Here is a 21,896-nt window from a genome sequence, read left to right as displayed (position 1 = left end):
GATGCCGGCACGCAGCGCGGGCGTGCTCGCCTTTCGCAGGACCTCCAACGGATTGGAAGTGCTCCTGGTGCACCCCGGCGGCCCGTTCTGGCGCAACAAGGATCTCGGCGCCTGGTCGATCCCGAAGGGCGAGTTCGGCGCCGGCGAGGCGGCCGAGGCGGTGGCGCGGCGCGAATTTGCCGAGGAGCTCGGCACGACGCTGACGGCGTCGCTGCTGCCGCTCGGCGAGATCAAGCAGCGCGGCGGCAAGGTGGTCGAGGCGTTCGCCGCCGAGACCGACCTCGATGCCGGCAGCATCACCAGCAACGCGTTCGAGCTCGAATGGCCGCCGCGCAGCGGCCGTATCCAGCGCTTTCCCGAGGTGGACCGCGCCGCCTGGTTCGACCTCGCCGAGGCGAGGGTCCGGATCAATCCGGCGCAGGCCGCGCTGCTCGACCGTCTCGTGGAGATCGGCGGAGGGTGAGCTGTCACCATCCGCCGCCGACATCACGCCGCGCGGACGTTGCCGAGGAATCGCCCGGTCTGGGTCTTGAGCTGATCCGACTGGCTGCCGAGCTGCGAGGCCGCACTCAACACCTGTGCCGCCGCGGCGCCGACCTGGCCGGATGCCTCGCGCACGCCGACAATGTGCTGCATGACCCCCTGCGTGCCCTGCGCCGCCTGCTGCACGCTGCGGGCGATTTCCTTGGTCGCAGCGCCCTGCTCCTCGACCGCGGCTGCGATCGCGTCGGTGATCTCGTTCATCTGCCCGATGGTCGCGCCGATCTCGCGGATTGCGTTGACCGTCGAGCCGGTGGCGTCGCGGATGGCTTCGATCTGGCTGGTGATCTCCTCGGTCGCCTTGGCGGTCTGCGCCGACAGCGCCTTGACCTCGTTGGCGACGACCGCGAAGCCCTTGCCGGCCTCGCCGGCACGCGCCGATTCGATGGTGGCGTTCAGCGCCAGCAGGTTTGTCTGCCCCGCGATGGTCTGGATCAGCGCCATCACCTCGCCGATCTTCTGCGACGCGTGGACCAGCCTGTCGACCATCGCCTCCGTCCGCGTCGCCTGCCCGACCGCGTTCTGGGCGATCGACGACGACTGCGTGACCTGCTTGGCGATCTCCTGGATCGATGACGACAACTGCTCGGCGGAGGCCGACACCGTCTGCACGTTCTTGGCGGTCTGCTCGGCGGCCGCGGCCACCTTCGCGCTCTGGTCCGTCGTGCCGGCGACGATGCTCGACATCGATTGCGCGGAGGTCTGCAGCTCGCCGGCGGCGGTCGCGGTGGTTTGGATCACGCCGCCGATCGAGCGCTCGAACTCGTCGGCGATCCGCACCAGCACCGTGCGGCGCTCCTCGGCGGCCTGCTGCTTGGACTGCTCCTGCTCGGCCCGGAGGCGCTCGCTCTCGGCGAGATGGTCCTTGAAGATCTGCAGGCTGCGCGCCATGCGGCCGATCTCGTTCCTGCGATCGGTGAACGGCACCTCGAGGCCCAGATTGCCCTTGGTCAGCTCGTCCATCACGACGCAGGTGCGGTCGAGCGGAACGACGACGCTGCGTCCGAGCCAGAAGGCGACGACCGCGGCGACCAGCAGACCGGCAAGCGCGCCGAAGCCGGCCCACATCGCACGCTGATAGACGACTGCGTCGATGTCGTCGACATACACGCCGGCCTGGATCGCCAGCATCTTGTCGCCGCTGCCATAGGCGCCGACGTAGGACATCTTCGGCAGCTCGGTCGTCCCCCCGGCGCGCGGCACCTTGTACTCGACGAAGCCGCCGCCGGCGCGCGCCGTGCGCACGATGTCCTGGATCAGGAGCTTGCCGGTGGAATCCTTGAAGTCCCAGCGGTTGACGTTGATGTATTTCGGGTTGGCATGGACATAGGTCACGCCCGCATCCGACGATCCGGTTCCGTAGACGCCGAGATAGTCGTTGTACTGGCCCCAGCGCATTGCGCCGATCGCGGCGTAGGCCTGCTGCCGCGCCTGCTCCGGCGCGACCTTGCCGGCTGTCGCCGCGGCGTCATAATAGCTCAGCACCTTGACGGCTGACTCGACGAGGTTGCGGACCATGGTCTGCCGCTCCTCGAGAACGGTTCCGCGCAGCATCAGGATCTGCATGGCGGAGACGGCGAACAGTGCGATCGACATCACGGCGATGATCGCCGCGAGACGCTGATAGACAGTCAGGTGTCGCATTTTCTGGTTCTCGTTGCGTGGACTGTATGCACGATACCAACCCTACATTAATGGTTTGCTATCCGTGCCGCCCGAACACTGGCGAACTAATTAGTCTTTGGACTGGAAACGTCCGTTCACGCGAACTTATGCCAGAGAACAACCAGCGCGGCATTGCGCGACGATCGCTCGAATTAACATGCGATAATTGAAAGGGCCGGTTCGCACCAGTTCCACCCGATTGGGTGTCGAGTCCCCACGGAGTTGCGTTGTCGCGACGCGTCAGGCGCCCGAGCTTTGTGCAGCGAAGCCCTCACGTCATCGAGGGCGCAGGGAAGACCAGGCATCGGCTGATTCCTGCGGCCCCCGTGCGGAAAGGAATGCACGGGGCAGGAACCACAGGTTCAACCGGTTCTGCCCGGCCTTCCCTGCGCAATGGTGTTACGGCTGCTTCGCACTCTCCCCGGGGACCGGCGTTCTTGCCCCCGTTTGCGACAACGCGCCAAAGGCACGCCACGCAGGCATCAGCATCGGGATGCCAGGACCATGCGACTTGACCGTCCGTGCCGGCGCCGCTCGTCAGTCGGCGCCTGCCCGTCCATCACATCCCACCCCAACGCTCCTGACGATGCGCAGCGCCCCTCGTCGATGAGGCGGGACAGCGATAGAGAAGCACGAATTCCGATAAAACGAAAGAACAAAATTTGCGCAGGCGGGCGCGGCTGCGGCGATGTCGTTGAGACGGCGAATGAACTTCGTGTTTCGGCGCAGGGCGAATGCGGCATGTCCCGGCGCTTCCGGCGGGCGCAGGTCCGCCCCGACGGGCGACTCGGTCGGACGTCTCAGGACGAGACCGCCGCGCGCATCGGACGGCGCTGCCGCAGCAGCAACAGGATGACCACGGCCGCGCATGAGCATGCCAGGCTCAGCGCCAGCGGCGCGTTGCTGCCGTAGCGGGTCAAGAGCTCGACGAGGATGGGCGCCGACACCGCCGACAACAGGTTGAGCGGCAGTCCGATCTGGGCGGACGCCTTGGCGAAGGCCGCCTTGTCGTAGAACACCAGCGGCATGGTGGCCCGCGCCACGGCGAGCGCGCCGCTGCCGAGGCCGTAGATCAGGATGAAGGCGCCGATCGCGGCATGCGAGCCGTCGCTCAACATCAGCAGCAGCATCGCCACCGGCAGCGCCAGGCCGGCGACGATCGCGGTGGTGATGCCGTCCCAGCGGCCGCCGCCGAGAAAATCGATGGCGCGGGCGCTGATCTGGATCACCCCCAGCATCGAGCCAAAGCCGACCGCTTCGGCCGCCGACAGGCCTTCGGCCTTCAGGAGCTCGATCAGCACGGCCCCCATCCCGAACGCGACGAAGGCGTTGAGGCCGGAGGCGCCGACCAGCAGATAGAACGTGCCGCGCGACGGCGTCGCTGCGGGGACGGACGCCGCCGCATCCGATGATGACGGCGGCAGATGATCATGGACGCGCCGCGGCAGCAGGAACACGAACAGCGGCAGCGAGACCAGCAGCAGCAGGCCGGCGTAGACGAGACAGGTGCTGCGCCAGCCGATATGCGCCGAGAGGGTCGAGGTGACCGGCCAGAAGATGCTGCTCGACAGCCCCGTGACCAGCATCAGCGCGCCGATGGCGCTGCGCGCGCGCAGGCCGGCGATCTCGTTGAGCACGATGTAGGAGGCGGTCGAGAGCGTGGCGCTGCCGGCCACGCCGAGCAGCAGCCATGCGGCATAATAAGAGAGAGCGCCCTGCGCGGCTGACAGCAGCGCATAGCCCGGCGCGGCCAGCAGGGTGCCGGCGATCATCACCCGCCGCCCGCCATGCTTGACGAACGGCCGCGCCAGCAGCGGCGAGCACAGCCCCATCGACATGTACAGCACCGAGGTGCTGGCGAAGATCGCCGTCAGATCCATCTCCAGATCCACCGCCATGGCCCGGCCGATCACCGCCGGCAGGCTGAGCGTGCCCCAGGCGATGAGCTGGGTGATGGCGAGCACGATCAGGACGCGCAGGAGGGAGGGGTCGGCGATGACGGGGGGCATTTCGGGCGGGGGCACTGCACGGAGGTGACGCGCGACGCGCGTTGCAATTATAATTCTAGACCATTCGCGCCGAATCAGCCCCGCTGTTTGGGAATTGCCGCCCCGCCACCGGCGGGGTGCTCGTGCCAGGTGCCGGCAACTGCACGCACGGGCCGCCGGCCCCGGAGCAGGAGCAGCATGAGCAGCGCCGCACGGGAGCAGCCGATCGTCAGCCCCCATGGGTCTCAAGGCGATGCAGAGCGGCCCTCCTCACCATGACGGTTTGGATTTGGCCGCGAAAAGACCCTCATCCCAAGAGGCCGCCGTAGGCGGCCGTCGCGAAGGGTGGCTGCGAAACGAGCGCTCGCCACAGCTTGTTGCCTCATCTGCGATCGCCCTACCCTACCTCCGGAGCTCGAGCTTCGCGCGCCTACAGGAGGTGTGATAGGAACCAGTCACGCGCAGCCGAGGATGATTGTTCGAAGTGCTGGACATAGGGCGCGAAATGCCCGCAAGGCAGACTGACAAACTGCTTTGGCTCGCCGGCGCGTGCGAACGCCTCCCGGGACGCCTCGATCGGCATCAGCATGTCGCCCTCGGCCGCGATCCACATCAGCGGCCGCGGCGCGATGCGATGCAAAAAGGCGGCCGGCTCGAAGCTGAAGGTGAGCTCCAGGCTGCGCACGGTAACCTCGTTGCGCCACAGCGGCGAGATCTTCGCCGCCTCCATGCACCAGTCGTAGGCGTCCGACGTCCCGAGGATGCACGGCGTCGTCGCCGGATCCTGCGCCACCACCTGCATGGTCATCGGCGGCTCGCCCGCGGCACGGGCCAATCGCTCGCCGACGAACAGCTGCGACAGCTGCGCCTTTGTCTCCGCCGGAATGTGGCTCCAGATCGCGCCGCCGCTGAGGAACGAGACCTGCACTGCCACGCAGCGGATGCGCTGATCGATCGCCGCCGCCTGGATGGCGACACCGCCGCCATAGCTGGAGCCCCAGGCGCCGATCCTTCTGGGATCGACGCGCGGCAGGGTCATCGCGAAGGTGATGGCATCGCGGTAGTCGGCCAGCTGCTGCATCGGGTCGATCTCCTGCCGGACGCGTCCTTCGCTCTCGCCGAAATTGCGGGGATCATAGACCAGCGCGCCGAGACCGGCCGCGCTGAACGCGGCCGCATATTTGTCGAGATAGCTGTCCTTGAGCGCGCTGAAGCCGTGATGAAGCACGACGATGGGCGCTGTCGGCGCGTCCCCCTGCGGCGGCACGTGCCAGCCGCGCAGCACCGTACCATCGTCGGCCTTGAAGGCCACCTTCTCGAATCCAGCCCGCAGATCCGAACCGACCATTGCAACCTCCCTGTGCTCTCGCCTCTCCGCCTTGTCTGCACGGCGGTCTCAGCCTAGGCTCTAGGCCAAGCGCGGCACCGACGTCCCGGACGGCAGCGAAGGCGAACCCGGACGACAGCGAAACGTGGGCGGACGCAGCCGCCGCAAGCGAGGGTCTCGGGCGACCAAGGGAGAGCGTTGCAGATGCCGAACGTGCAAGGGTTTGCCGCGCCCACGACCTCCCTCGACCCACTGCTCGGCTGGAGCATTCACGCGGCCAAATCACACCGCCAGCAGTTGAGGCGGCTAGGCGATGCTCTCGTGATCGAAGCGCAGGTCGCACAGGGCTGCGCCGGGATGCGCCGCGCTTCCGATGCCGGTCTGGTGGTCGTGATGATCGTGATCGAAGGCCGGGAGCGCGGCGAGGACTCCACCGGCACGGTGCTGTTCGAACCCGGCGACGTGATCGTCTGGAACACGCGCGAGACGCTCGCCTTCGCCACGCTCAGTCCGCTGCGCAAGATGATGATCGCCTGCCCTGAAGCGGTGATCCGGAATTTTCACCCCGACCTGATCGGACGCGGCCGCCTGCATCTGCCCGGCCGACACGGCTTCGGCGCCGCCGTGTCCGGTTACTTCGAGGGCTTCGCCGGCACGCTGGCCGAGATGGACGACAGCGAGGTCCATGCCGCTGTCGATGCCGGGCTCGAGATCGTCGCCAGGGCTGCGCGCCTGATGCGCCGCGACGCTGCACCGCGACGCACATCCGCACAGTTCGCGCGCATCATGAGCTACATCGACGCACAACTGCACGACCCCGATCTCGACAGCGCCGAGATCGCCGCCCACTTCGGACTATCCGTCCGCTCCGTACAATTGTTGTTCGCCGAGCACGGCACCACGCCCTCGGAATGCATCCGCCAGCGCCGCCTCGACCGCTGCCGCCGCGACCTCGAAGCCGCGCGCCGAACCGAGAGCATCACCGACATCGCCCTGCGCTGGGGCTTCAACGACCCCTCGCATTTTAGCCGCCTCTTCCGCCGTCGATACGGCGTGCCCCCGCGCACGCTCGCGCGGAAGAAGCCGGAGGGCTGACAGCCCGCAGCGATTTCATCTTCTCGCAACTGAACGGAATGGCTGGGATGGCCGGCTGGCGGAGAGAGTGGGATTCGAACCCACGGTACGGTTTCCCGCACACACGCTTTCCAAGCGTGCGCCTTAAGCCACTCGGCCATCTCTCCAGCGGCCCTCTCTTGGCGGGGTCGGCGGCGTTTTGCAAGCCGGGCGGGGGCTCAAGGGCTAAATTTCCCCCAAATCGCTGATAAAAATCATCAATCCGCCCTGGTCGCGGGCTCAATCAGGAGGCCATGCCGCCCGGCCGGCCCATCATGAACCGACCGGCCGGGCGGCACGACCGCTGTTTTGCAGCCCGTCGGTCCCGGCTGCCGACTGAGGGATTCGCGATGCCGTCATCCTCCCCTGCCCGTCTCGCCATCCTGCTGACGGCGGTGCTCAGCCTCGCCGCCGGCCCGGCCCGCGCAGATCATTGCACCAAGCAGGGCGTCGACGTGACCTGCGACGACGGCCGCAAGGGGATCTGGCAGGGCGATGCGATCCTGTGGCCGGACGGGACGAAGTCGAGCCTGAAGCCGCACCCGTCCGTCATCGTCGGCAACAAGGCATCCGTGGTGGTGGGACCCGGCGTGTTCGTCGGACAGGGCAACGGGATGGTGCCGATGGACAATCCGAGCTCGCCGAACAAGCTGCGCTGCGCCGTGCTCGACGGCGTCTCCTACTGCCATTGAGCCTCGCCGCACGGAGCGGCGAGGAGCAAGTCCGGTTCAGTGATAGCGCGCGCCAGGCGACAGCATGCGGCCGGCCAGAAAACCCGCCGGAGTGGCAGGCAGGGGTTCGATCTCGACCTCGGCAGCGTCGCCGTCCTGCAGCGCCTCGACGAAGTCGGCAAACCATTGCTGGATCGAATGGCGGCGCAGCTTCGTCATCATGATCTCATAGCGCATGCGGCGCTCGTTGAGCGGCATCGACAGCGCCATCGCGATCGTCCGCGCCATGCCGTCGATGTCATGCGGATTGACGATCAGCGCCGCATCGAGCTCGTTGGCGGCGCCGGCGAATTTCGACAGCACCAATACGCCGGGATCGACCGGGCTCTGCGCCGCGACATACTCCTTCGCCACGAGATTCATGCCGTCTTGCAGCGGCGTGACGACGCCGACCTGGGCGCTGCGATAGAGGCCGGCCAGCACGCCCTGACCATAGCCCTTGTTGAGGTAGCGGATCGGCGTCCAGTCGACCTCGCCATGGCGGCCATTGACCTCGCTGACGAGGCGCGCGACCTCGCTCTGCAGATTGCCATAGGCCTCGATCGATTCGCGCGACGGCGTTGCGATCTGCAGCAGCGACGCGGCGCGCAGCAGGCTCGGGTGCATCGTCCACATCCGGTCGAAGGCGTTGATGCGGTTGACCAGACCCTTGGAGTAATCGAGCCGGTCGACGCCGATGGCGAGCTTCTCGCCATTCAGGCTGCGGCGCAGCCGCGACACATCCGGATGCGCCACCGCCTTTGCCGCCTGCTGCGCAAACTTGTCGGCGTCGATGCCGATCGGGAACACGGCCAGACGTGTGCGGCCGTGCAGCGACCTGACCACGCCGTCACGCACCTGCAAGCCGAGATCGGCGCGGATGCAGGCGGTGAAATTCTCGCGATCATCCTCGGTCTGGAAGCCGATCAGATCATAGGCGAGCATCGCGGTGACGAGATCGCGGTGATTCGGCACGCTGTCGATGACGCTGCGCGCGGGCCACGGCGTATGCAGGAAGAAGCCGATCGGGCTCTTCACGCCCAGCGTGCGCAACTCCGCGCCGAGCGACAGGAAGTGATAGTCCTGGATCCAGAACAAGGTGTCCGGCTTCTGGAACCGGAGCAGCGCGCGCGCCACGAAGGCGTTGACCTCGCGATAGGAGCGATAATCATCATGCGAGACGCTGATCAGATCGCTGCGTGAATGCAGCGCCGGCCACAGCGCCGAATTGGCGAAACCTTCGTAGTAGCCGGCATAATGCGCAGCCGGCAGATCCAGCAGCGCGAGCGCGCCTTCACCGATCTGCTCGATCTCCGCGATCGGTTCCGTCTGCGCGCCGTCGCGCACCCGACCCGAGGAACCCACCCATACTGCCCCCGATTTCTCCACAACGGGCAGCAATGCTGCCGCAAGTCCGCCGGTCATTGGCTCATTGGCTTTGCCACGGGCCACCCGATTCGAAACCACGACGAGGTTCACAGCTCCCTCCTGTTGGTCATGTCGGTTAACAGCTGTTCATCAATATGGTTCCGGGCCACCCTTTCAACCAATTGAAACCAAATTCGGGCATTCGCGCGGTGTAATCACAGCGTCAAATCAAGTCAGAACTGTTCTAATCAACAGCGACGCATTCAACATGCGACCGCTTGGCGAATGGAACTAACAACGTAGCGATGCGGAACCACTGCACGGATCGCTAGGTCGATGAATTAGTTCCACCGCCGGCGAGGCGCGCCAGGAATGCGCGCACGTCGTCCGGTGCGTCGAAATGTCCGTCGACGCCGAGCGCACGGCGCCCGACGGAGAACGAGAGGCCGGCGAAATCCGGCATGATCGCGAACACCGTCTCATCCGTGACGTCGTCGCCGATGAAGAACGGCTTGCGTCCCTTGAACGGTGCGTTCCGCATCAGCTCGCGCACGCCGCTCGCCTTGGTGAAGCCCGCATGCTTGATCTCGCACACACACTTGCCGGGCAGCACCTCGATCGGCGCTCCCGGCAACTCGGCGCGGATGCGCGACACTTCTTCGTAGATCGCCTTCTCAGCCTGCGGCGCGAGGCGATAATGCAGCGCCAGCGAGTAGCCCTTGTCCTCGAGCAGAATGCCGGGGCTGAGCCGGGCGATCGCAGCGAGCCTGCGCTTCAGCTCCTTGTCCAGCGGCGGCGCCTTGACGGCGTCCGCCTCGCCGCCGCCGCCGAGCCGCATCTCCGCGCCATGGCCGCCGACGGCGGGATAGACCTCCGGCGCGAAGATGAGATCGATGTCGTTGAGCGAGCGGCCCGAGACCAGCGCCAGCGCGCCGGAGGTTCGTTGCAGCAATGCGTTCAGGGTCTCGGCCAGGCCCGGCGGCACCCAAACCTCGCGCGGCGTCGGCGCGAGATCGAGCAGGGTGCCGTCGATATCGAGCAGGATCGCCACCTCGCGAAGATGCGGCACGAGACTGGTGGGCGCCGGAACGATCTCGGCGGGCTCCGACGCAGGAGAAGCGATCAGATCGGAGTTTTCGGACATCATCAACTACTCCATGACAGCGAGCGGACGCGCCACCTGTTCGAGCGATTTGCGCTCGGCCGCGATGGCATAGCGCCAAGCGACGAGCGCCGCCACCAGCATCAGCGCGGCACCGAACAGATAGCCGCCGAACACCGCGCCGCGCGCCCCGCTGTCGAGCAGCGCGCCGAACAGCGCGGGTCCCGCGACGCCGCCGATCCCGGTGCCGATGGCGTAGAACAGCGCGATCGCGAGCGCGCGCACTTCCAGCGGAAAATTCTCCGACACGGTGAGATAGGCGGCGCTCGCCGCCGGCGACGCGAAGAAGAAGATCACCATCCAGGCCGCAGTCTGCGTCGCGGCGCTCAGCACACCGATCGAGAACAGATAGCCGGTGAGCGCAAGCAGCACGCCGGAGACGCCATAGGTGAAGGTGATCATGGCGCGGCGCCCGAGCGTATCGAACAGGCGGCCGAGCAGCAGCGGCCCGAGCACGTTGCCGGCCGCGAAGGGCAGGATGTACCAGCCGACATGATCGGACTTGATGCCGTAGAAGTCGGTCAGCACCAGCGCGAAGGTGAAGAAGATCGCGTTGTAGAAGAACGCCTGGGCGATCATCAAGGTGAGCCCGACCAGGGAGCGCTGGCGATAAACTGAGAACAGCGTATGCGCGACCTCTCGTAACGGCGTGTGGCTACGCATCCGCAGCCGCATCCTCGGCAATTCCTTGGCGCGCGCCTCGCGGTCGTGGCCGGTGACGTCGCGTTCGATCTCCGCGACGATCCGATGCGCCTCTTCAGGATGGCCGTGAATCATCAGCCAGCGCGGACTTTCCGGAATCCACATCCGCATGACCAGCACGACGAGGCCGAGACAGGCGCCGATGCCGTAGGCCAGCCGCCAGCCGACATCCGGGCCGGTGACGTCGGGATCGAGCAGCACGATGGCGCCGACCGCGCCGAGCGCGGCACCCAGCCAGAAGCTGCCGTTGATCATGAGATCGGTCCAGCCGCGATAGCGCGCCGGCACCAGCTCCTGGATCGTCGAGTTGATCGCGGTATACTCGCCGCCGATGCCGGCGCCGGTCAGGAAGCGAAACAGCGCGTAGGTCGCGATGTTCCAGGACAAGGCGGTGGCGGCCGTCGCGGACAGATAGAGCGCAAGCGTGACGAAGAACAGCTTTCGGCGGCCGATGCGGTCGGTCAGCCAGCCGAAGCCGAGCGCGCCGAGCACGGCGCCGGCGAGATAGGCGCTGTTGGCAAGCCCGATGTCGAGATTGGAGAAATGCAGCGCCGGGCTCTGCTTGAGCGCGCCCGACAAGGCGCCTGCCAGCGTCACCTCGAGCCCGTCGAGCACCCAGGTGATGCCGAGCGCCAGCACGACGCGGGTGTGAAAGGCGCTCCAGCGGAGATCGTCGAGCCGGGCGGGAATGTTGGTTTCGATGATGCGATCCCGGCCTGCCATGTCGTCCGGCGGAGCGCCGGATTGCGGCGCTGACGTGACGACGCGGAGGTTGGGAAAGGATGCCTGTCGGGGTGCCATGGAATCCCAATGCGACGGCGCGGGTCGCACCGCATGCTCGACCGAGAGGATGAAGCAAATGCGGCAGCGAATGCCTGCCGCTGCGACTCAACGTCTCGTCGCGCGCAGGGTTCCCGGAGTGGGGCGGGGTTCGGCGCTCGACCCGCCTGGGGGCCGCAGCGTTTCCTGGGTGAGGCCCAGGCGCGCCTCATTTCAGCTGTCGTCCCGGGCAAGCGAGCGAAGCGAGCGCGACCCGGGATCCATACCGCGTGATGCAAGATTGGGGCACGCGATCAATACCGCCCGCCACACATCTGCCGCGGCGTATGGATCCCGGCGTTCGCCGGGATGACAGCGGAGGGTTTGGCCGCGGGCTCGCCAACGCACTTGCGAGCGGCGTGAAGACCAGCCTGTCGCCGCAAAACTCACGCCGCGCGGATGTTGGCCATGAAGCGGTTGAGCTCCGCGCGCAGCCGCGCGCTCTCCGAGGAGAGCGACTGGGCCGAGCGCAGCACCTCCTCCGAGGCTTCGCCGGTCTGGGTCGCGCCGCGATTGACCTGCGTGATGTCGGTGGCGGCGGCCTGCGTGCCTGCCGCGACGCTCTGCACGTTCCTGGCGATCTCCTGGGTCGCGCCGCCCTGCTGCTCGACCGCGGTGGCGATCGACGCGGCGATGGTCGAGATCTGGCGGATCGTGCCGCCGATCTGCTTGATCGCCGTCACCGACTCCTGGGTCGCCGCCTGCATGCCGGAGATGTGGTTGGAGATGTCGTCGGTCGCCTTGGCGGTCTGCTCGGCCAACGACTTGACCTCGGAAGCCACCACCGCAAACCCGCGGCCGGCATCGCCGGCGCGGGCCGCCTCGATGGTCGCGTTCAGGGCCAGCAGGTTGGTCTGCTCGGCGATCGCGGTGATCAGCTTGACGACGTCGCCGATCTCCTGCGCCGCACGCGACAGCTTGCCGATGCGCCCGTCGGTCTCCTCGGCCTGGGCCACGGCGGACTCCGCGATGCGGCTGGACTCGCGGACCTGGCGGCCGATCTCGTCGACCGAGGCCGACAGCTCGTCGGTCGCGCTCGCGACCGAGTGGATGCGGCCGGTGGCCTGGTCGGAGGTGCCGCTCACGCGGCTCGCCAGCGACTGCGTGGTCTCGGCGGTGCGCGTCAGGGTCGAGGCCGCCTGCTCGAGGTGCTCGGCCGAGCTCGAGACGTTGGACACGATCGAGCCGACGGCGGTCTCGAACTCGTCGGCGAAGCGGATGAGCTCGGCCCGGCGCGCGGCGCCCGCCGCCCTGTTCTGGGCGTCCTGCGTCGCGGCATCGCGCTCGGCCTTGGCCACCGCCTGGACCTTGAACTCCTCGACGGCGGCCGCCATCTCGCCGATCTCATCGGCGCGCCCGAGGCCGGGCAGACGGACGTCGAAATTGCCCGAGGCGAGCTCGCGCATCGCCTTGCACATCGTGATCATCGGCTTGGAGATGCCGTTGCCGAGCATCAGCGCCAGCACGGCGCCGAGCGTCAGCCCACCGATCGCCAGCATTGCGATCAGCCGCTCGATGTCCGCGATGGTGGTGTTGGTGGCGGCCTCGATGCGCTGCTGGTCGGAGGCGACCTCGGATTTCAGCCCGTTCGACAGCGCGATGATCTCGGTGCCGACGACGCTCATCTCCTGTTCGAGCTTGCCGAGCGCTTTCATGTTCTCCGACAGCTTGATGAAGGCGGCGCGGTACTGCTTGATCAGGTCGCCGAGCTCGGCGACGCGCTGGGTGATCTTCTCGTCATTGGCATAGATCGTCACCAGCGAGGTTTCCAGGAAGCGCGTGCGCGCGATGGCGCCGTCTGCCGTCTTGGCATCGGGCTTGGCGACGTAGGTCCCGACCAGCGCGGACACGGTCAGGTACTGGCCGGTGAGGTCCTTGGCCGTGGTCTGCACCGACGGCAGGCCGGCCAGCGCGGCGGTGTCTGCCAGATCATCGAACTTGAAGCGGATCTTGTTGCCGATGAGGCCGATCTGGTCGGTCGCCAGCTTCGCGTTCTCGCGGGTCAGAGCAACGATGCTCGAGAATGTCTTGGCGAAGGCCTGAAACTGCGCCTGCAGCTTGCCGACCTGCGCCCGCCGCTCGGCGCCGGTCGCCGCCATGGATTTGTCGATCGCGGCCTGGAGTGCCTGCTGGGCAGCGGTGGCCGCCGCCTCGTCGTCGGCTTTACCGGTCAGAGCATAATAACGGGCGAGCGCCTGGTACGAGACCAGCTCGCGATCGATGGTGCGGGTGGTGTCGGCTTCGGCGACGCTGCCGCGATAGGCTGCCACCGCTGCGGCGACCCGCTCGAATCCCAGATAGGAGAAGCCGATGCTGGCAGCAGAGATCGCCAGCACAACGGCGAAGCCAAGGACGATCTTGCCGCGAAAACGCAGGGTCAGAAAATTGGCACGCCGCGACTGCGGCGCAAGCTGCGCAGACATTCCCACCCCCGACACGCCATTCTTTATATTGGCCAGAAACCAAACCGCCCGGCGGCAACGCACCAGAGCGTGATCAAAACTACGTCACAATGGCTAAGGGGCGGTAAATGGACGGCATCGGCCTACGGCCTGCGCTTCACCTGCGCCGGTGCCGGCCTCGCGTGGCGCGCCACATGCGACCGGATCGCCGATGCCGCGCGCAAGACGTCGCAATGACATCGGAGACGAAAATTCGAGTTGCAAAGTCCTGAGGGCGCTGTTTCTAATCAGAATAAGAATAATTCATCGGGAGGTTACTCGTGTCGACAGTCAAACTGACGGTGAACGGCAAGGCGGTCTCGGTCGAGGCCGAGGATCGCACCCTGCTCGTTCACCTCCTGCGGGATCATCTGAACCTCACCGGCACCCATGTCGGCTGTGACACCAGCCAATGCGGCGCCTGCGTCGTCCATATCGACGGCCGTGCCGTGAAATCCTGCACCGTGCTGGCCGGCCAGGCCGCCGGCGCCAACGTCACCACCATCGAAGGCATCGCCAAGGGCGACGAGCTGCACCCGATGCAGGCGGCCTTCCGCGACAATCACGGCCTGCAATGCGGCTATTGCACGCCGGGGATGATCATGTCGGCCATCGATATTGTGCACCGCCACGGAGGCGAGCTCGACGAGGGCACGGTGCGTGAGGAGCTGGAAGGCAACATCTGCCGCTGCACCGGCTATCACAACATCGTCAAGGCTGTGCTCGACGCTTCCGGACGGATGAAGGTCGCGCAAGCTGCCGAATGAGGCCGGCGAGAGCCGCCGTTTACCGCAATACCGAGACCACGACCGCTGCGCGCGATGGCCGCGGCGGGACAACAGAACTCCGGTAGGGGAGAGATTCGCATGGGTATGGAAGGCATTGGCGCCAGCGTCGTCCGCAAGGAGGACAAGCGTTTCATCACCGGCAAGGGCCGTTACGTCGACGACGTCAAGCTGTTGGGCATGACCTTTGCCCATTTCATCCGCAGCCCGCACGCGCATGCCAAGGTCAAGAGCATCGACTCCTCGGCCGCCGAGGCGATGCCTGGCGTGGTCGCGGTGCTCACCGGCCGCCAGATCGTCGACGACAAGGTCGGCAACCTGATCTGCGGCTGGGCCATCACCTCCAAGGACGGCTCGCCGATGAAGATGGGCGCATGGCCGGCGATGGCGCCGGAGACCGTGCGCTTCGTCGGCCAAGCCGTGGCCGTGGTGATCGCCGAAAGCAAGAACCTCGCACGTGACGCCGCCGAGGCAGTCGTGGTGGAGTACGAGGAGCTGCAGGCCGTCGCCGACATGCCCTCCGCGCTGAAGCCCGGCGCGCCGCAGCTTCACCCGGAAGCCCCCGGCAACGTCGTCTACGACTGGTCGATCGGCGACGAGGCCGCGGTCAACGCCGCCTTCGCCAAGGCCGCCAACGTCGTCACCCTGGAATTGACCAACAACCGGCTGGCACCGAACGCGATGGAGCCGCGCGCGGCGATCGCCGAGTACGATGCGGCCGAGGAGCATTTCACGCTCTATACGACGTCGCAGAACCCGCACGTCGCTCGCCTGGTGCTGTCGGCGTTCTACAACATCGCACCAGAACACAAGCTCCGCGTCATCGCGCCCGACGTCGGCGGCGGCTTCGGCTCCAAGATCTTCATCTATCCGGAAGAGATGGTGGCGCTGTGGGCCTCCAAGAAGGTCGGCCGTCCGGTGAAATGGACCGGCGACCGCACCGAGGCGTTCCTGACCGACGCGCACGGCCGCGACCACATCTCCAAGGCCGAGATGGCGTTCGATGCCGACAACAATATCCTTGGCCTGCGGGTCAAGACCCACGCCAATTTCGGCGCCTACATGTCGCTGTTCTCGTCGTCGGTGCCGACCTATCTGTACGCGACCCTGCTGTCGGGCCAGTACAACATTCCGGCGATCTATGCCGAGGTGATGGGCGTCTACACCAACACCACGCCGGTCGACGCCTATCGTGGCGCCGGACGCCCGGAGGCGAGCTATCTGCTGGAGCGGCTGATCGAGACGGCGGCGCGCCAGTTGAAGGTCGATTCGGCCAATCTCCGGCGGAAGAACTTTATCACCCAGTTCCCGCACCAGACCCCGGTGATCATGGCCTACGACACCGGTGACTTCAACGCCTCGCTCGACGCGGCGATGAAGGCGATCGACTATGCCGGTTTCCCGGCCCGCAAGGCGGCGGCAAAGGCGGCCGGCAAGCTGCGCGGCCTCGGCCTGTCCTGCTACATCGAAGCCTGCGGCATCGCGCCGTCGAAGGCGGTCGGCAGCCTCGGCGCCGGCGTCGGCCTGTGGGAGTCCGCGGAGATCCGCGTCAACCCGGTCGGCACCATCGAGGTCCTCACCGGATCGCACAGCCACGGCCAGGGCCACGAGACCACCTTCTGCCAGCTGATCGCCGAACGCCTGGGCGTGCCGATCAGCCAGGTCTCGATCGTTCATGGCGACACCGACAAGGTGCAGTTCGGCATGGGCACCTACGGCTCGCGCTCGGCCGCCGTCGGTCTCACGGCGATCCTGAAGGCGATGGAGAAGGTCGAGGCCAAGGCGAAGAAGATCGCAGCCCACGCACTCGAAGCGTCGGAAGGCGACATCGTCATCGAGAACGGCGAGTTCAAGGTGACCGGCACCGACAAGTCGATCGCGCTGCCGATGGTCGCGCTCGCCGCCTACACCGCGCACAACCTGCCGGACGGCATGGAGCCCGGATTGAAGGAGACCGCCTTCTACGATCCGACCAACTTCACCTTCCCGGCCGGCACCTATATCTGCGAGCTCGAGGTCGATGAGGCCACCGGCAAGACGTCGTTCGTCAACTTCGTCGCGGCGGACGATTTCGGCCGGCTGATCAACCCGATGATCGTCGAGGGCCAGGTCCATGGCGGCCTCGTCCAAGGCATCGGCCAGGCGCTGCTCGAGCACGCGATCTACGACAGCAACGGCCAGCCGGTCACAGCGTCCTTCATGGACTACGCGATGCCGCGCGCCGACGACGTGCCGTCGTTCAAGCTGAGCCACACCACGACCCTGTGCCCGGGCAATCCGCTCGGCGTGAAGGGCTGCGGCGAGGCCGGCGCGATCGGCGCATCCGCCGCCGTGATCAATGCGATCACGGATGCGATCGGCAACAACAAGCTGGAAATGCCGGCGACGCCCGACCGCGTCTGGCATGCGATCCACGGTTGATCATCGCTCCGGGGGCGCGCGCAGGCGCGGCCCCGGAATGATCTCGATGAAAAATTCAGGGAGATTCCCATGTACGAGACGACCTACCATCGCGCCTCCTCGGTCGACGAAGCGGCGGCGCTGTTCGCCAAGGGCAGCGAGGCCAAGTTCCTGGCCGGAGGCCACACCCTGCTTCCGGTCATGAAGCAGCGCCTCGCCAGCCCGTCCGATGTCATCGATATCGGCAAGATCAAGGACCTGATCGGCGTGCAGCTGTCGGGCGACACGCTCGTGATCAAGGCGGCGACGACCTATTACGACATCATGACCAATGCCGACGTGAAGAAGGCGATCCCCGCGATCTCCTACCTCACCTCGGTGCTCGGCGATCCCGCCGTGCGTCACCGCGGCACCATCGGCGGCTCGATCGCCAACAACGATCCGGCCGCGGATTTCCCGGCGGCACTGATCTCGCTCGGCGCGACCGTGAAGACCAACAAGCGCACGATCTCGGCGGATGATTTCTTCAAGGGCCTGTTCACCACGGCGCTCGAGGACGGCGAGATCATCACCGAGGTGTCGTTCCCGGTGCCGGAGAAGGCGGGCTATGCCAAGATGCGCCATCCGGCGTCGCGCTTCGCGCTGACCGGCGTGTTCGTGACCAAGACGAAGGGCGGCGACGTCCGCGTCGCCGCCACCGGCGCCTCGCAGAGCGGCGTGATGCGCGTGCCCGCGATCGAGGCGGCGCTGAAGTCGAACTGGTCGGCCTCGGCGATCGACGGCGTCAGCATCCCGGCGAGCGGCCTGCTCAGCGACATCCACGGCTCGGCTGATTACCGCGCCAATCTGGTGAAGGTGATGGCGCAGCGCGCGGTGCAAGCCGCGGGCTGACCTCACAACGCGGATCATTCCGCGCAACGGCACAACAAATTCCACACGGCGCGCAGCGATGCGCGCCGTTTTGCTTTGCGACATACGGCGCGCTTGCGTTGGCCGGATACACGCGGGACAATCGCGGATCAGGAAACGCATCGCGCGTGATGATGTCTGGTTGATGCGGACAGCAGCCAAGCACACCCACCTCCCCTGGAGGGGGAGGGTGAAGGTCGCGGCGACCATCTTTGTCCGATCGACCTCATCACGCGCCGAAGCACCGCAGGGACAAGACAACGTGCTCGACAAGACCGCCCCACAGACCGAGACCCGCGCCACCGGACCGCTCGCGGGCTTTCGCATCGTCGAGTTCGCCGGCATCGGACCGGGACCGTTCGCCTGCATGCTGCTGGCCGACATGGGCGCGGAGGTGGTGACGCTCGATCGCGTCGGCGCGCGCAAGACCATGAAGTCGGTCGCCGGTCGCGGCCGCAAGGTCATCGAACTCGACCTCAAGGACAAGGCCGTCATTGCCGAGGTGCTCGACTTGCTCGCCGGCGCCGATGCGCTGATTGAAGGCTTTCGTCCCGGCGTGATGGAACGCCTTGGCCTCGGCCCCGACGTGGTGCTCGCGCGCAATCCCAAGCTGGTCTATGGCCGCATGACCGGCTGGGGCCAGCAGGGACCGTTGGCGCAGGCGGCCGGCCACGACATCAACTACATCTCGATCACCGGCGCGCTGGCCGCGATCGGACCCAGGGAGCGGCCGGTGCCGCCACTCAACCTGGTCGGCGATTTCGGCGGCGGTGCGCTCTATCTCGTCGTCGGCGTGCTCGCCGCACTGCTCGAAGCCTCGAAGTCCGGTAAGGGGCAGGTGGTGGATACCGCGATGTGCGACGGCGCGGCCTCGCTGCTCGCGATGTTCTTCGACCTCACCGCGATGGGCCGCTGGACCGAGGGGCGCGAGCGCAACTTCCTCGACGGCGGCGCGCACTTCTACGGCGTCTACGAATGCGCCTGTGGCAAGTTCATCTCCATCGGCTCGATCGAGCCGCAGTTCTACGCGCTGCTGCGGCAGCATGCCGACCTGTCCGATCCCGCCTTCGACGCGCAGATGGACCCGCGCGCCTGGCCGGCGCTGAAGGAGAAGCTGGTCGCCGTGTTCAAGAGCAAGACGCGCGAGGAATGGTGCGCGATCATGGAGGGCACCGACATCTGTTTCGCGCCGGTGCTGACGATGTCGGAGGCACCGAAGCACGCGCACATGGCGGCGCGCGGCGTGTTCATCCAGCGGCATGGCGTGACGCAGCCGGCCCCGGCGCCGCGCTTCTCGCGCACGCCGTCGACGATACGGGAGCCGGAGGTGGTGGAGATTGGGGCTGTCGTGAGTGCGTGGAAGGCTGGCGGGTAAGCGATTGCGGTGCGGTCGCGCCGATCAACGCTGCGCGACAATCCCGATGCCAGTGAGTTGACGACGCCCGCGCCTCACCCTCGGTGTCGTCCCCGCGAACGCGGGGACCCATAACCACCGGCCGCAGTTTGGCGAAAATCGTCTGCGACTATGCCCTATCGATAGATCACGCGGTATGGGTCCCGGGTCGGCGCCCGACGCCGCTGGCGCGTCGTCGGGCTTGCCCGGGACGACAGTTGAGGGTTTGGCGACATCCTGCCTCCAATCACGCCGTCATTGCGAGCGCAGCGAAGCAATCCAGGGTGCGGACGGAAGTCTGGATTGCTTCGTCGCTCTGCTTCTCGCAATGACGGGCGCATCTCCTCCACCTACTCCGCCGCCTCCACCTTCAGCACGCCGCGGCGGATCTGGTCCTCTTCGATCGATTCGAACAGCGCCTTGAAGTTGCCTTCGCCAAAACCGTCGTCGCCCTTGCGCTGGATGAACTCGAAGAAGATCGGGCCGATCGCATTGGCCGAGAAGATCTGCAGCAGCACCTTGGTATGACCGCCTGCAACGACCCCCTCGCCATCGATCAGGATGCCGTTTCTCTTCAGACGGGCGAGGTCCTCGCCATGCTTGGGCAGCCTGCTATCGATGCGCTCGAAATAGGTGTCCGGGGGCGACGGCATGAACGGCAGGCCCGCGGTCCGCAGGCCCTCGACGGTCAAGTAGATGTCGCGGGCGCCGCAGGCGACGTGCTGGATGCCTTCGCCGCGATAGATCTTGAGATACTCCTCGATCTGCCCGGACTCGCCGGCATCCTCGTTGATCGGAATCCGAATCTTGCCGTCGGGGCTGGTCAGCGCGCGCGAGAACAATCCGGAGGCGCGGCCTTCGATGTCGAAGAAGCGGATCTGGCGGAAGTTGAACAGCTTCTCGTAGAAGCCGGCCCAGACATCCATGCGGCCGCGATGCACGTTGTGGGTCAGGTGATCGATGTAGTAGAGGCCGGCCCCGGTCGGGCGCGGGTTGCGCTCGCCGGTCCACTCGAATTCGAGATCGTAGGCCGAGCCCTTGGCGCCATAGCGATCGACCAGATAGAGCAGGCTGCCGCCGATGCCCTTGAGCGCGGGCACATCGAGCGCCTTCCGTGATGCGGGCAGGTCGGCCGGCTCGGCGCCGAGCGCGATCGCCCGCGCATAGGCCGCCTTCGCATCGACCACCCTAAACGCCATCGACGGCGCACACGGCCCGTGCGCGGCGACGAACTCGTGGCCGTGGCTGCCGGGCTCCTCGTTCACGAGGTAGTTGACGTCACCCTGGCGGTACAGCGTGATCGCCTTGGTCCTGTGGCGCGCGACCGCGGCGAAGCCCATCAGCTTGAACAGCGCGTGCAGCTCGCTTGCTTCGGGGTGCGCATATTCGACGAACTCGAAGCCGTCCGTGCCCATCGGGTTGTCGGCGGAGATGGTGGCAGGAGGCGCGTCGTGCGGAAATGGACCCATGGGGGAAGCTCCTTCAGCTTGATGGGCGGATCATCTCCCGAATTCCGCGCACGGGGCATGCAAACCATTGTCATTTTCGCCCGAGTATGCACGATCCATGCACATTCAGAGGAAATGACGCATGATTTCGGTCGATAGCTTCGATCTCCGCATCCTGGCTGCGCTGCAAAACGACGGCCGGCTCACCAACCAGGAGCTGGCCGATCTTGCCGGCCTGTCGGCCTCGCAGTGCTCGCGGCGGCGGATGCGGCTGGAGCAGGACGGCGTGATCGCGGGGTATCGCGCGCAGCTCGCCAGTCAGGCGCTCGGCTTCGAGCTGATCGCCTTCATCCAGATCACCTTGGCGACGCACTCGCCCGACAACGCGCAAAAGTTCCGCACGCTGGTGGACCGGGTCGACGACATCCAGGAGGCCTACGCGCTGACCGGCGATTCCGACTACCTACTCAAGGTCGTACTGCGCGATCTCAAGAGCCTGTCCGACGTCGTCAACAACGTGCTGATGCCGCACCAGAGCGTGGCGCATGTGCGCTCCTCGATCGTGCTCGATCGACTCAAGGAGAGCGCGAAGCTGCCGCTGGCGGCGCTCCCGCATGGCTGACGCCGCCGTGGCGCAAATCGAGGGAAATGCGTCATTCACCGTCATCGCTCGCTCTGCGACACTCGCCGGGTTTCAATTACCCGCGAGACGACCATGGCGCTGCAGCTTCGCCCCAACTGCGAGTACTGCGACAAGGACCTGCCACCGCAGGCGCAGGACGCGCGCATCTGCTCCTACGAATGCACCTTCTGCGCCGACTGTGTCGAGACGAAGCTGTTCAACGTCTGCCCGAACTGCGCCGGCGGCTTCGCGCCACGGCCGATCCGGCCCGCGCGAGAATGGCGGCCGGGCGTCTGCACGGTGAAGCAGGTGCCATCGGACAAGCGCGTGCATCTGAAATATGCGGCCGAGGACGTCGCGGCCTTCGTGGCTGGTATCAAGAGCGTGGCGCCGGAAGAGCGCTGATCTCTATCCCCGTCATTCCGGGGCGCGCGCAGCGCGAGCCCGGAATCCATACTCACGATCGAGATTTTGGATGGAAGGCTTAGCCACGGGCGGCTCGCG

17 protein-coding genes and 1 tRNA gene are annotated in these 21,896 nt (G+C 66.5%); 9 read left to right on the top strand and 9 right to left on the bottom strand.

Annotated elements, in window-relative coordinates; all coding sequences use genetic code 11:
* Nucleotide 1 precedes the first annotated feature (1 nt).
* Nucleotides 2-463, top strand: coding sequence for an NUDIX domain-containing protein (locus QX121_RS11710; RefSeq protein ID WP_315759563.1), 462 nt, complete (start codon nucleotides 2-4; stop codon nucleotides 461-463).
* Between the two features lie 23 nt (nucleotides 464-486).
* Here QX121_RS11710 and QX121_RS11705 read toward each other — a convergent pair whose 3' ends face one another.
* The 3 genes from QX121_RS11705 to QX121_RS11695 all read right to left on the bottom strand — a co-directional run bounded on the left by QX121_RS11705 (nucleotide 487) and on the right by QX121_RS11695 (nucleotide 5,541).
* Nucleotides 487-2,184: a methyl-accepting chemotaxis protein gene (locus tag QX121_RS11705; RefSeq protein WP_315740622.1), complete on the bottom strand. Its 1,698-nt coding sequence runs from the start codon at nucleotides 2,182-2,184 to the stop codon at nucleotides 487-489.
* Between the two features lie 821 nt (nucleotides 2,185-3,005).
* Complete coding sequence (locus tag QX121_RS11700) at nucleotides 3,006-4,214, bottom strand: MFS transporter (RefSeq protein ID WP_315740623.1); 1,209 nt, start codon at nucleotides 4,212-4,214, stop codon at nucleotides 3,006-3,008.
* Nucleotides 4,215-4,623: 409 nt separating this feature from the next.
* The gene (locus QX121_RS11695) at nucleotides 4,624-5,541 is read right to left on the bottom strand and encodes an alpha/beta hydrolase (RefSeq protein ID WP_315777198.1); all 918 of its coding nucleotides are present in this window, start codon (nucleotides 5,539-5,541) and stop codon (nucleotides 4,624-4,626) included.
* A gap of 183 nt (nucleotides 5,542-5,724) precedes the next feature.
* Between QX121_RS11695 and QX121_RS11690 the strand changes: the two genes are divergently transcribed.
* Complete coding sequence (locus QX121_RS11690) at nucleotides 5,725-6,615, top strand: helix-turn-helix domain-containing protein (protein WP_315811983.1); 891 nt, start codon at nucleotides 5,725-5,727, stop codon at nucleotides 6,613-6,615.
* A 56-nt stretch (nucleotides 6,616-6,671) separates the two neighbouring features.
* Here QX121_RS11690 and QX121_RS11685 read toward each other — a convergent pair.
* Nucleotides 6,672-6,761, bottom strand: a tRNA-Ser gene (locus tag QX121_RS11685).
* Between the two features lie 222 nt (nucleotides 6,762-6,983).
* Between QX121_RS11685 and QX121_RS11680 the strand changes: the two genes are divergently transcribed.
* Complete coding sequence (locus tag QX121_RS11680; RefSeq protein WP_315811982.1) at nucleotides 6,984-7,325, top strand: hypothetical protein; 342 nt, start codon at nucleotides 6,984-6,986, stop codon at nucleotides 7,323-7,325.
* A gap of 36 nt (nucleotides 7,326-7,361) precedes the next feature.
* Here QX121_RS11680 and QX121_RS11675 read toward each other — a convergent pair whose 3' ends face one another.
* The 4 genes from QX121_RS11675 to QX121_RS11660 all read right to left on the bottom strand — a co-directional run bounded on the left by QX121_RS11675 (nucleotide 7,362) and on the right by QX121_RS11660 (nucleotide 13,817).
* Nucleotides 7,362-8,822, bottom strand: a complete 1,461-nt coding sequence (locus QX121_RS11675) for a trehalose-6-phosphate synthase (RefSeq protein ID WP_315757256.1) — start codon at nucleotides 8,820-8,822, stop codon at nucleotides 7,362-7,364.
* Between the two features lie 217 nt (nucleotides 8,823-9,039).
* Nucleotides 9,040-9,858, bottom strand: coding sequence for a trehalose-phosphatase (otsB, locus tag QX121_RS11670; protein ID WP_315811981.1), 819 nt, complete (start codon nucleotides 9,856-9,858; stop codon nucleotides 9,040-9,042).
* 3 nt (nucleotides 9,859-9,861) lie between these two features.
* Nucleotides 9,862-11,376: an MFS transporter gene (locus QX121_RS11665; RefSeq protein WP_315798742.1), complete on the bottom strand. Its 1,515-nt coding sequence runs from the start codon at nucleotides 11,374-11,376 to the stop codon at nucleotides 9,862-9,864.
* Between the two features lie 404 nt (nucleotides 11,377-11,780).
* Complete coding sequence (locus QX121_RS11660) at nucleotides 11,781-13,817, bottom strand: HAMP domain-containing methyl-accepting chemotaxis protein (protein ID WP_315811980.1); 2,037 nt, start codon at nucleotides 13,815-13,817, stop codon at nucleotides 11,781-11,783.
* 299 nt (nucleotides 13,818-14,116) lie between these two features.
* Between QX121_RS11660 and QX121_RS11655 the strand changes: the two genes are divergently transcribed.
* From QX121_RS11655 to QX121_RS11640, 4 genes are all read left to right on the top strand, one after another.
* Nucleotides 14,117-14,602 carry a (2Fe-2S)-binding protein gene (locus tag QX121_RS11655; protein WP_315811979.1) on the top strand — a complete coding sequence of 162 codons (486 nt, stop codon included), beginning with the start codon at nucleotides 14,117-14,119 and terminating at the stop codon, nucleotides 14,600-14,602.
* A 99-nt stretch (nucleotides 14,603-14,701) separates the two neighbouring features.
* Nucleotides 14,702-17,041 (top strand): xanthine dehydrogenase family protein molybdopterin-binding subunit, encoded by a 2,340-nt coding sequence (locus QX121_RS11650; RefSeq protein ID WP_315811978.1) that lies wholly within the window; start codon nucleotides 14,702-14,704, stop codon nucleotides 17,039-17,041.
* 69 nt (nucleotides 17,042-17,110) lie between these two features.
* On the top strand, nucleotides 17,111-17,911 hold the full coding sequence (locus tag QX121_RS11645; protein ID WP_315773906.1) for a xanthine dehydrogenase family protein subunit M: 801 nt from the start codon (nucleotides 17,111-17,113) through the stop codon (nucleotides 17,909-17,911).
* Nucleotides 17,912-18,191: 280 nt separating this feature from the next.
* The gene (locus QX121_RS11640) at nucleotides 18,192-19,304 is read left to right on the top strand and encodes a CaiB/BaiF CoA-transferase family protein (protein WP_315773924.1); all 1,113 of its coding nucleotides are present in this window, start codon (nucleotides 18,192-18,194) and stop codon (nucleotides 19,302-19,304) included.
* Nucleotides 19,305-19,672: 368 nt separating this feature from the next.
* Here QX121_RS11640 and hppD read toward each other — a convergent pair whose 3' ends face one another.
* Nucleotides 19,673-20,791, bottom strand: a complete 1,119-nt coding sequence (gene hppD / locus QX121_RS11635; protein ID WP_315811977.1) for a 4-hydroxyphenylpyruvate dioxygenase — start codon at nucleotides 20,789-20,791, stop codon at nucleotides 19,673-19,675.
* Nucleotides 20,792-20,912: 121 nt separating this feature from the next.
* Between hppD and QX121_RS11630 the strand changes: the two genes are divergently transcribed.
* Together QX121_RS11630 and QX121_RS11625 are read left to right on the top strand one after the other, a co-directional pair.
* Nucleotides 20,913-21,392, top strand: a complete 480-nt coding sequence (locus QX121_RS11630; protein WP_315811976.1) for an Lrp/AsnC family transcriptional regulator — start codon at nucleotides 20,913-20,915, stop codon at nucleotides 21,390-21,392.
* Nucleotides 21,393-21,485: 93 nt separating this feature from the next.
* On the top strand, nucleotides 21,486-21,797 hold the full coding sequence (locus tag QX121_RS11625; protein ID WP_315740755.1) for a DUF1272 domain-containing protein: 312 nt from the start codon (nucleotides 21,486-21,488) through the stop codon (nucleotides 21,795-21,797).
* The last annotated feature ends 99 nt before the right edge of the window (nucleotides 21,798-21,896 follow it).

The organism is Bradyrhizobium sp. SZCCHNR2028 (assembly GCF_032380995.1).
In the GTDB taxonomy this organism is placed as follows: Bacteria; Pseudomonadota; Alphaproteobacteria; order Rhizobiales; family Xanthobacteraceae; genus Bradyrhizobium.
The sequence above is the reverse complement of the archived record's forward strand: the minus strand, read 5'-3'. Positions and strand labels throughout refer to the sequence as shown.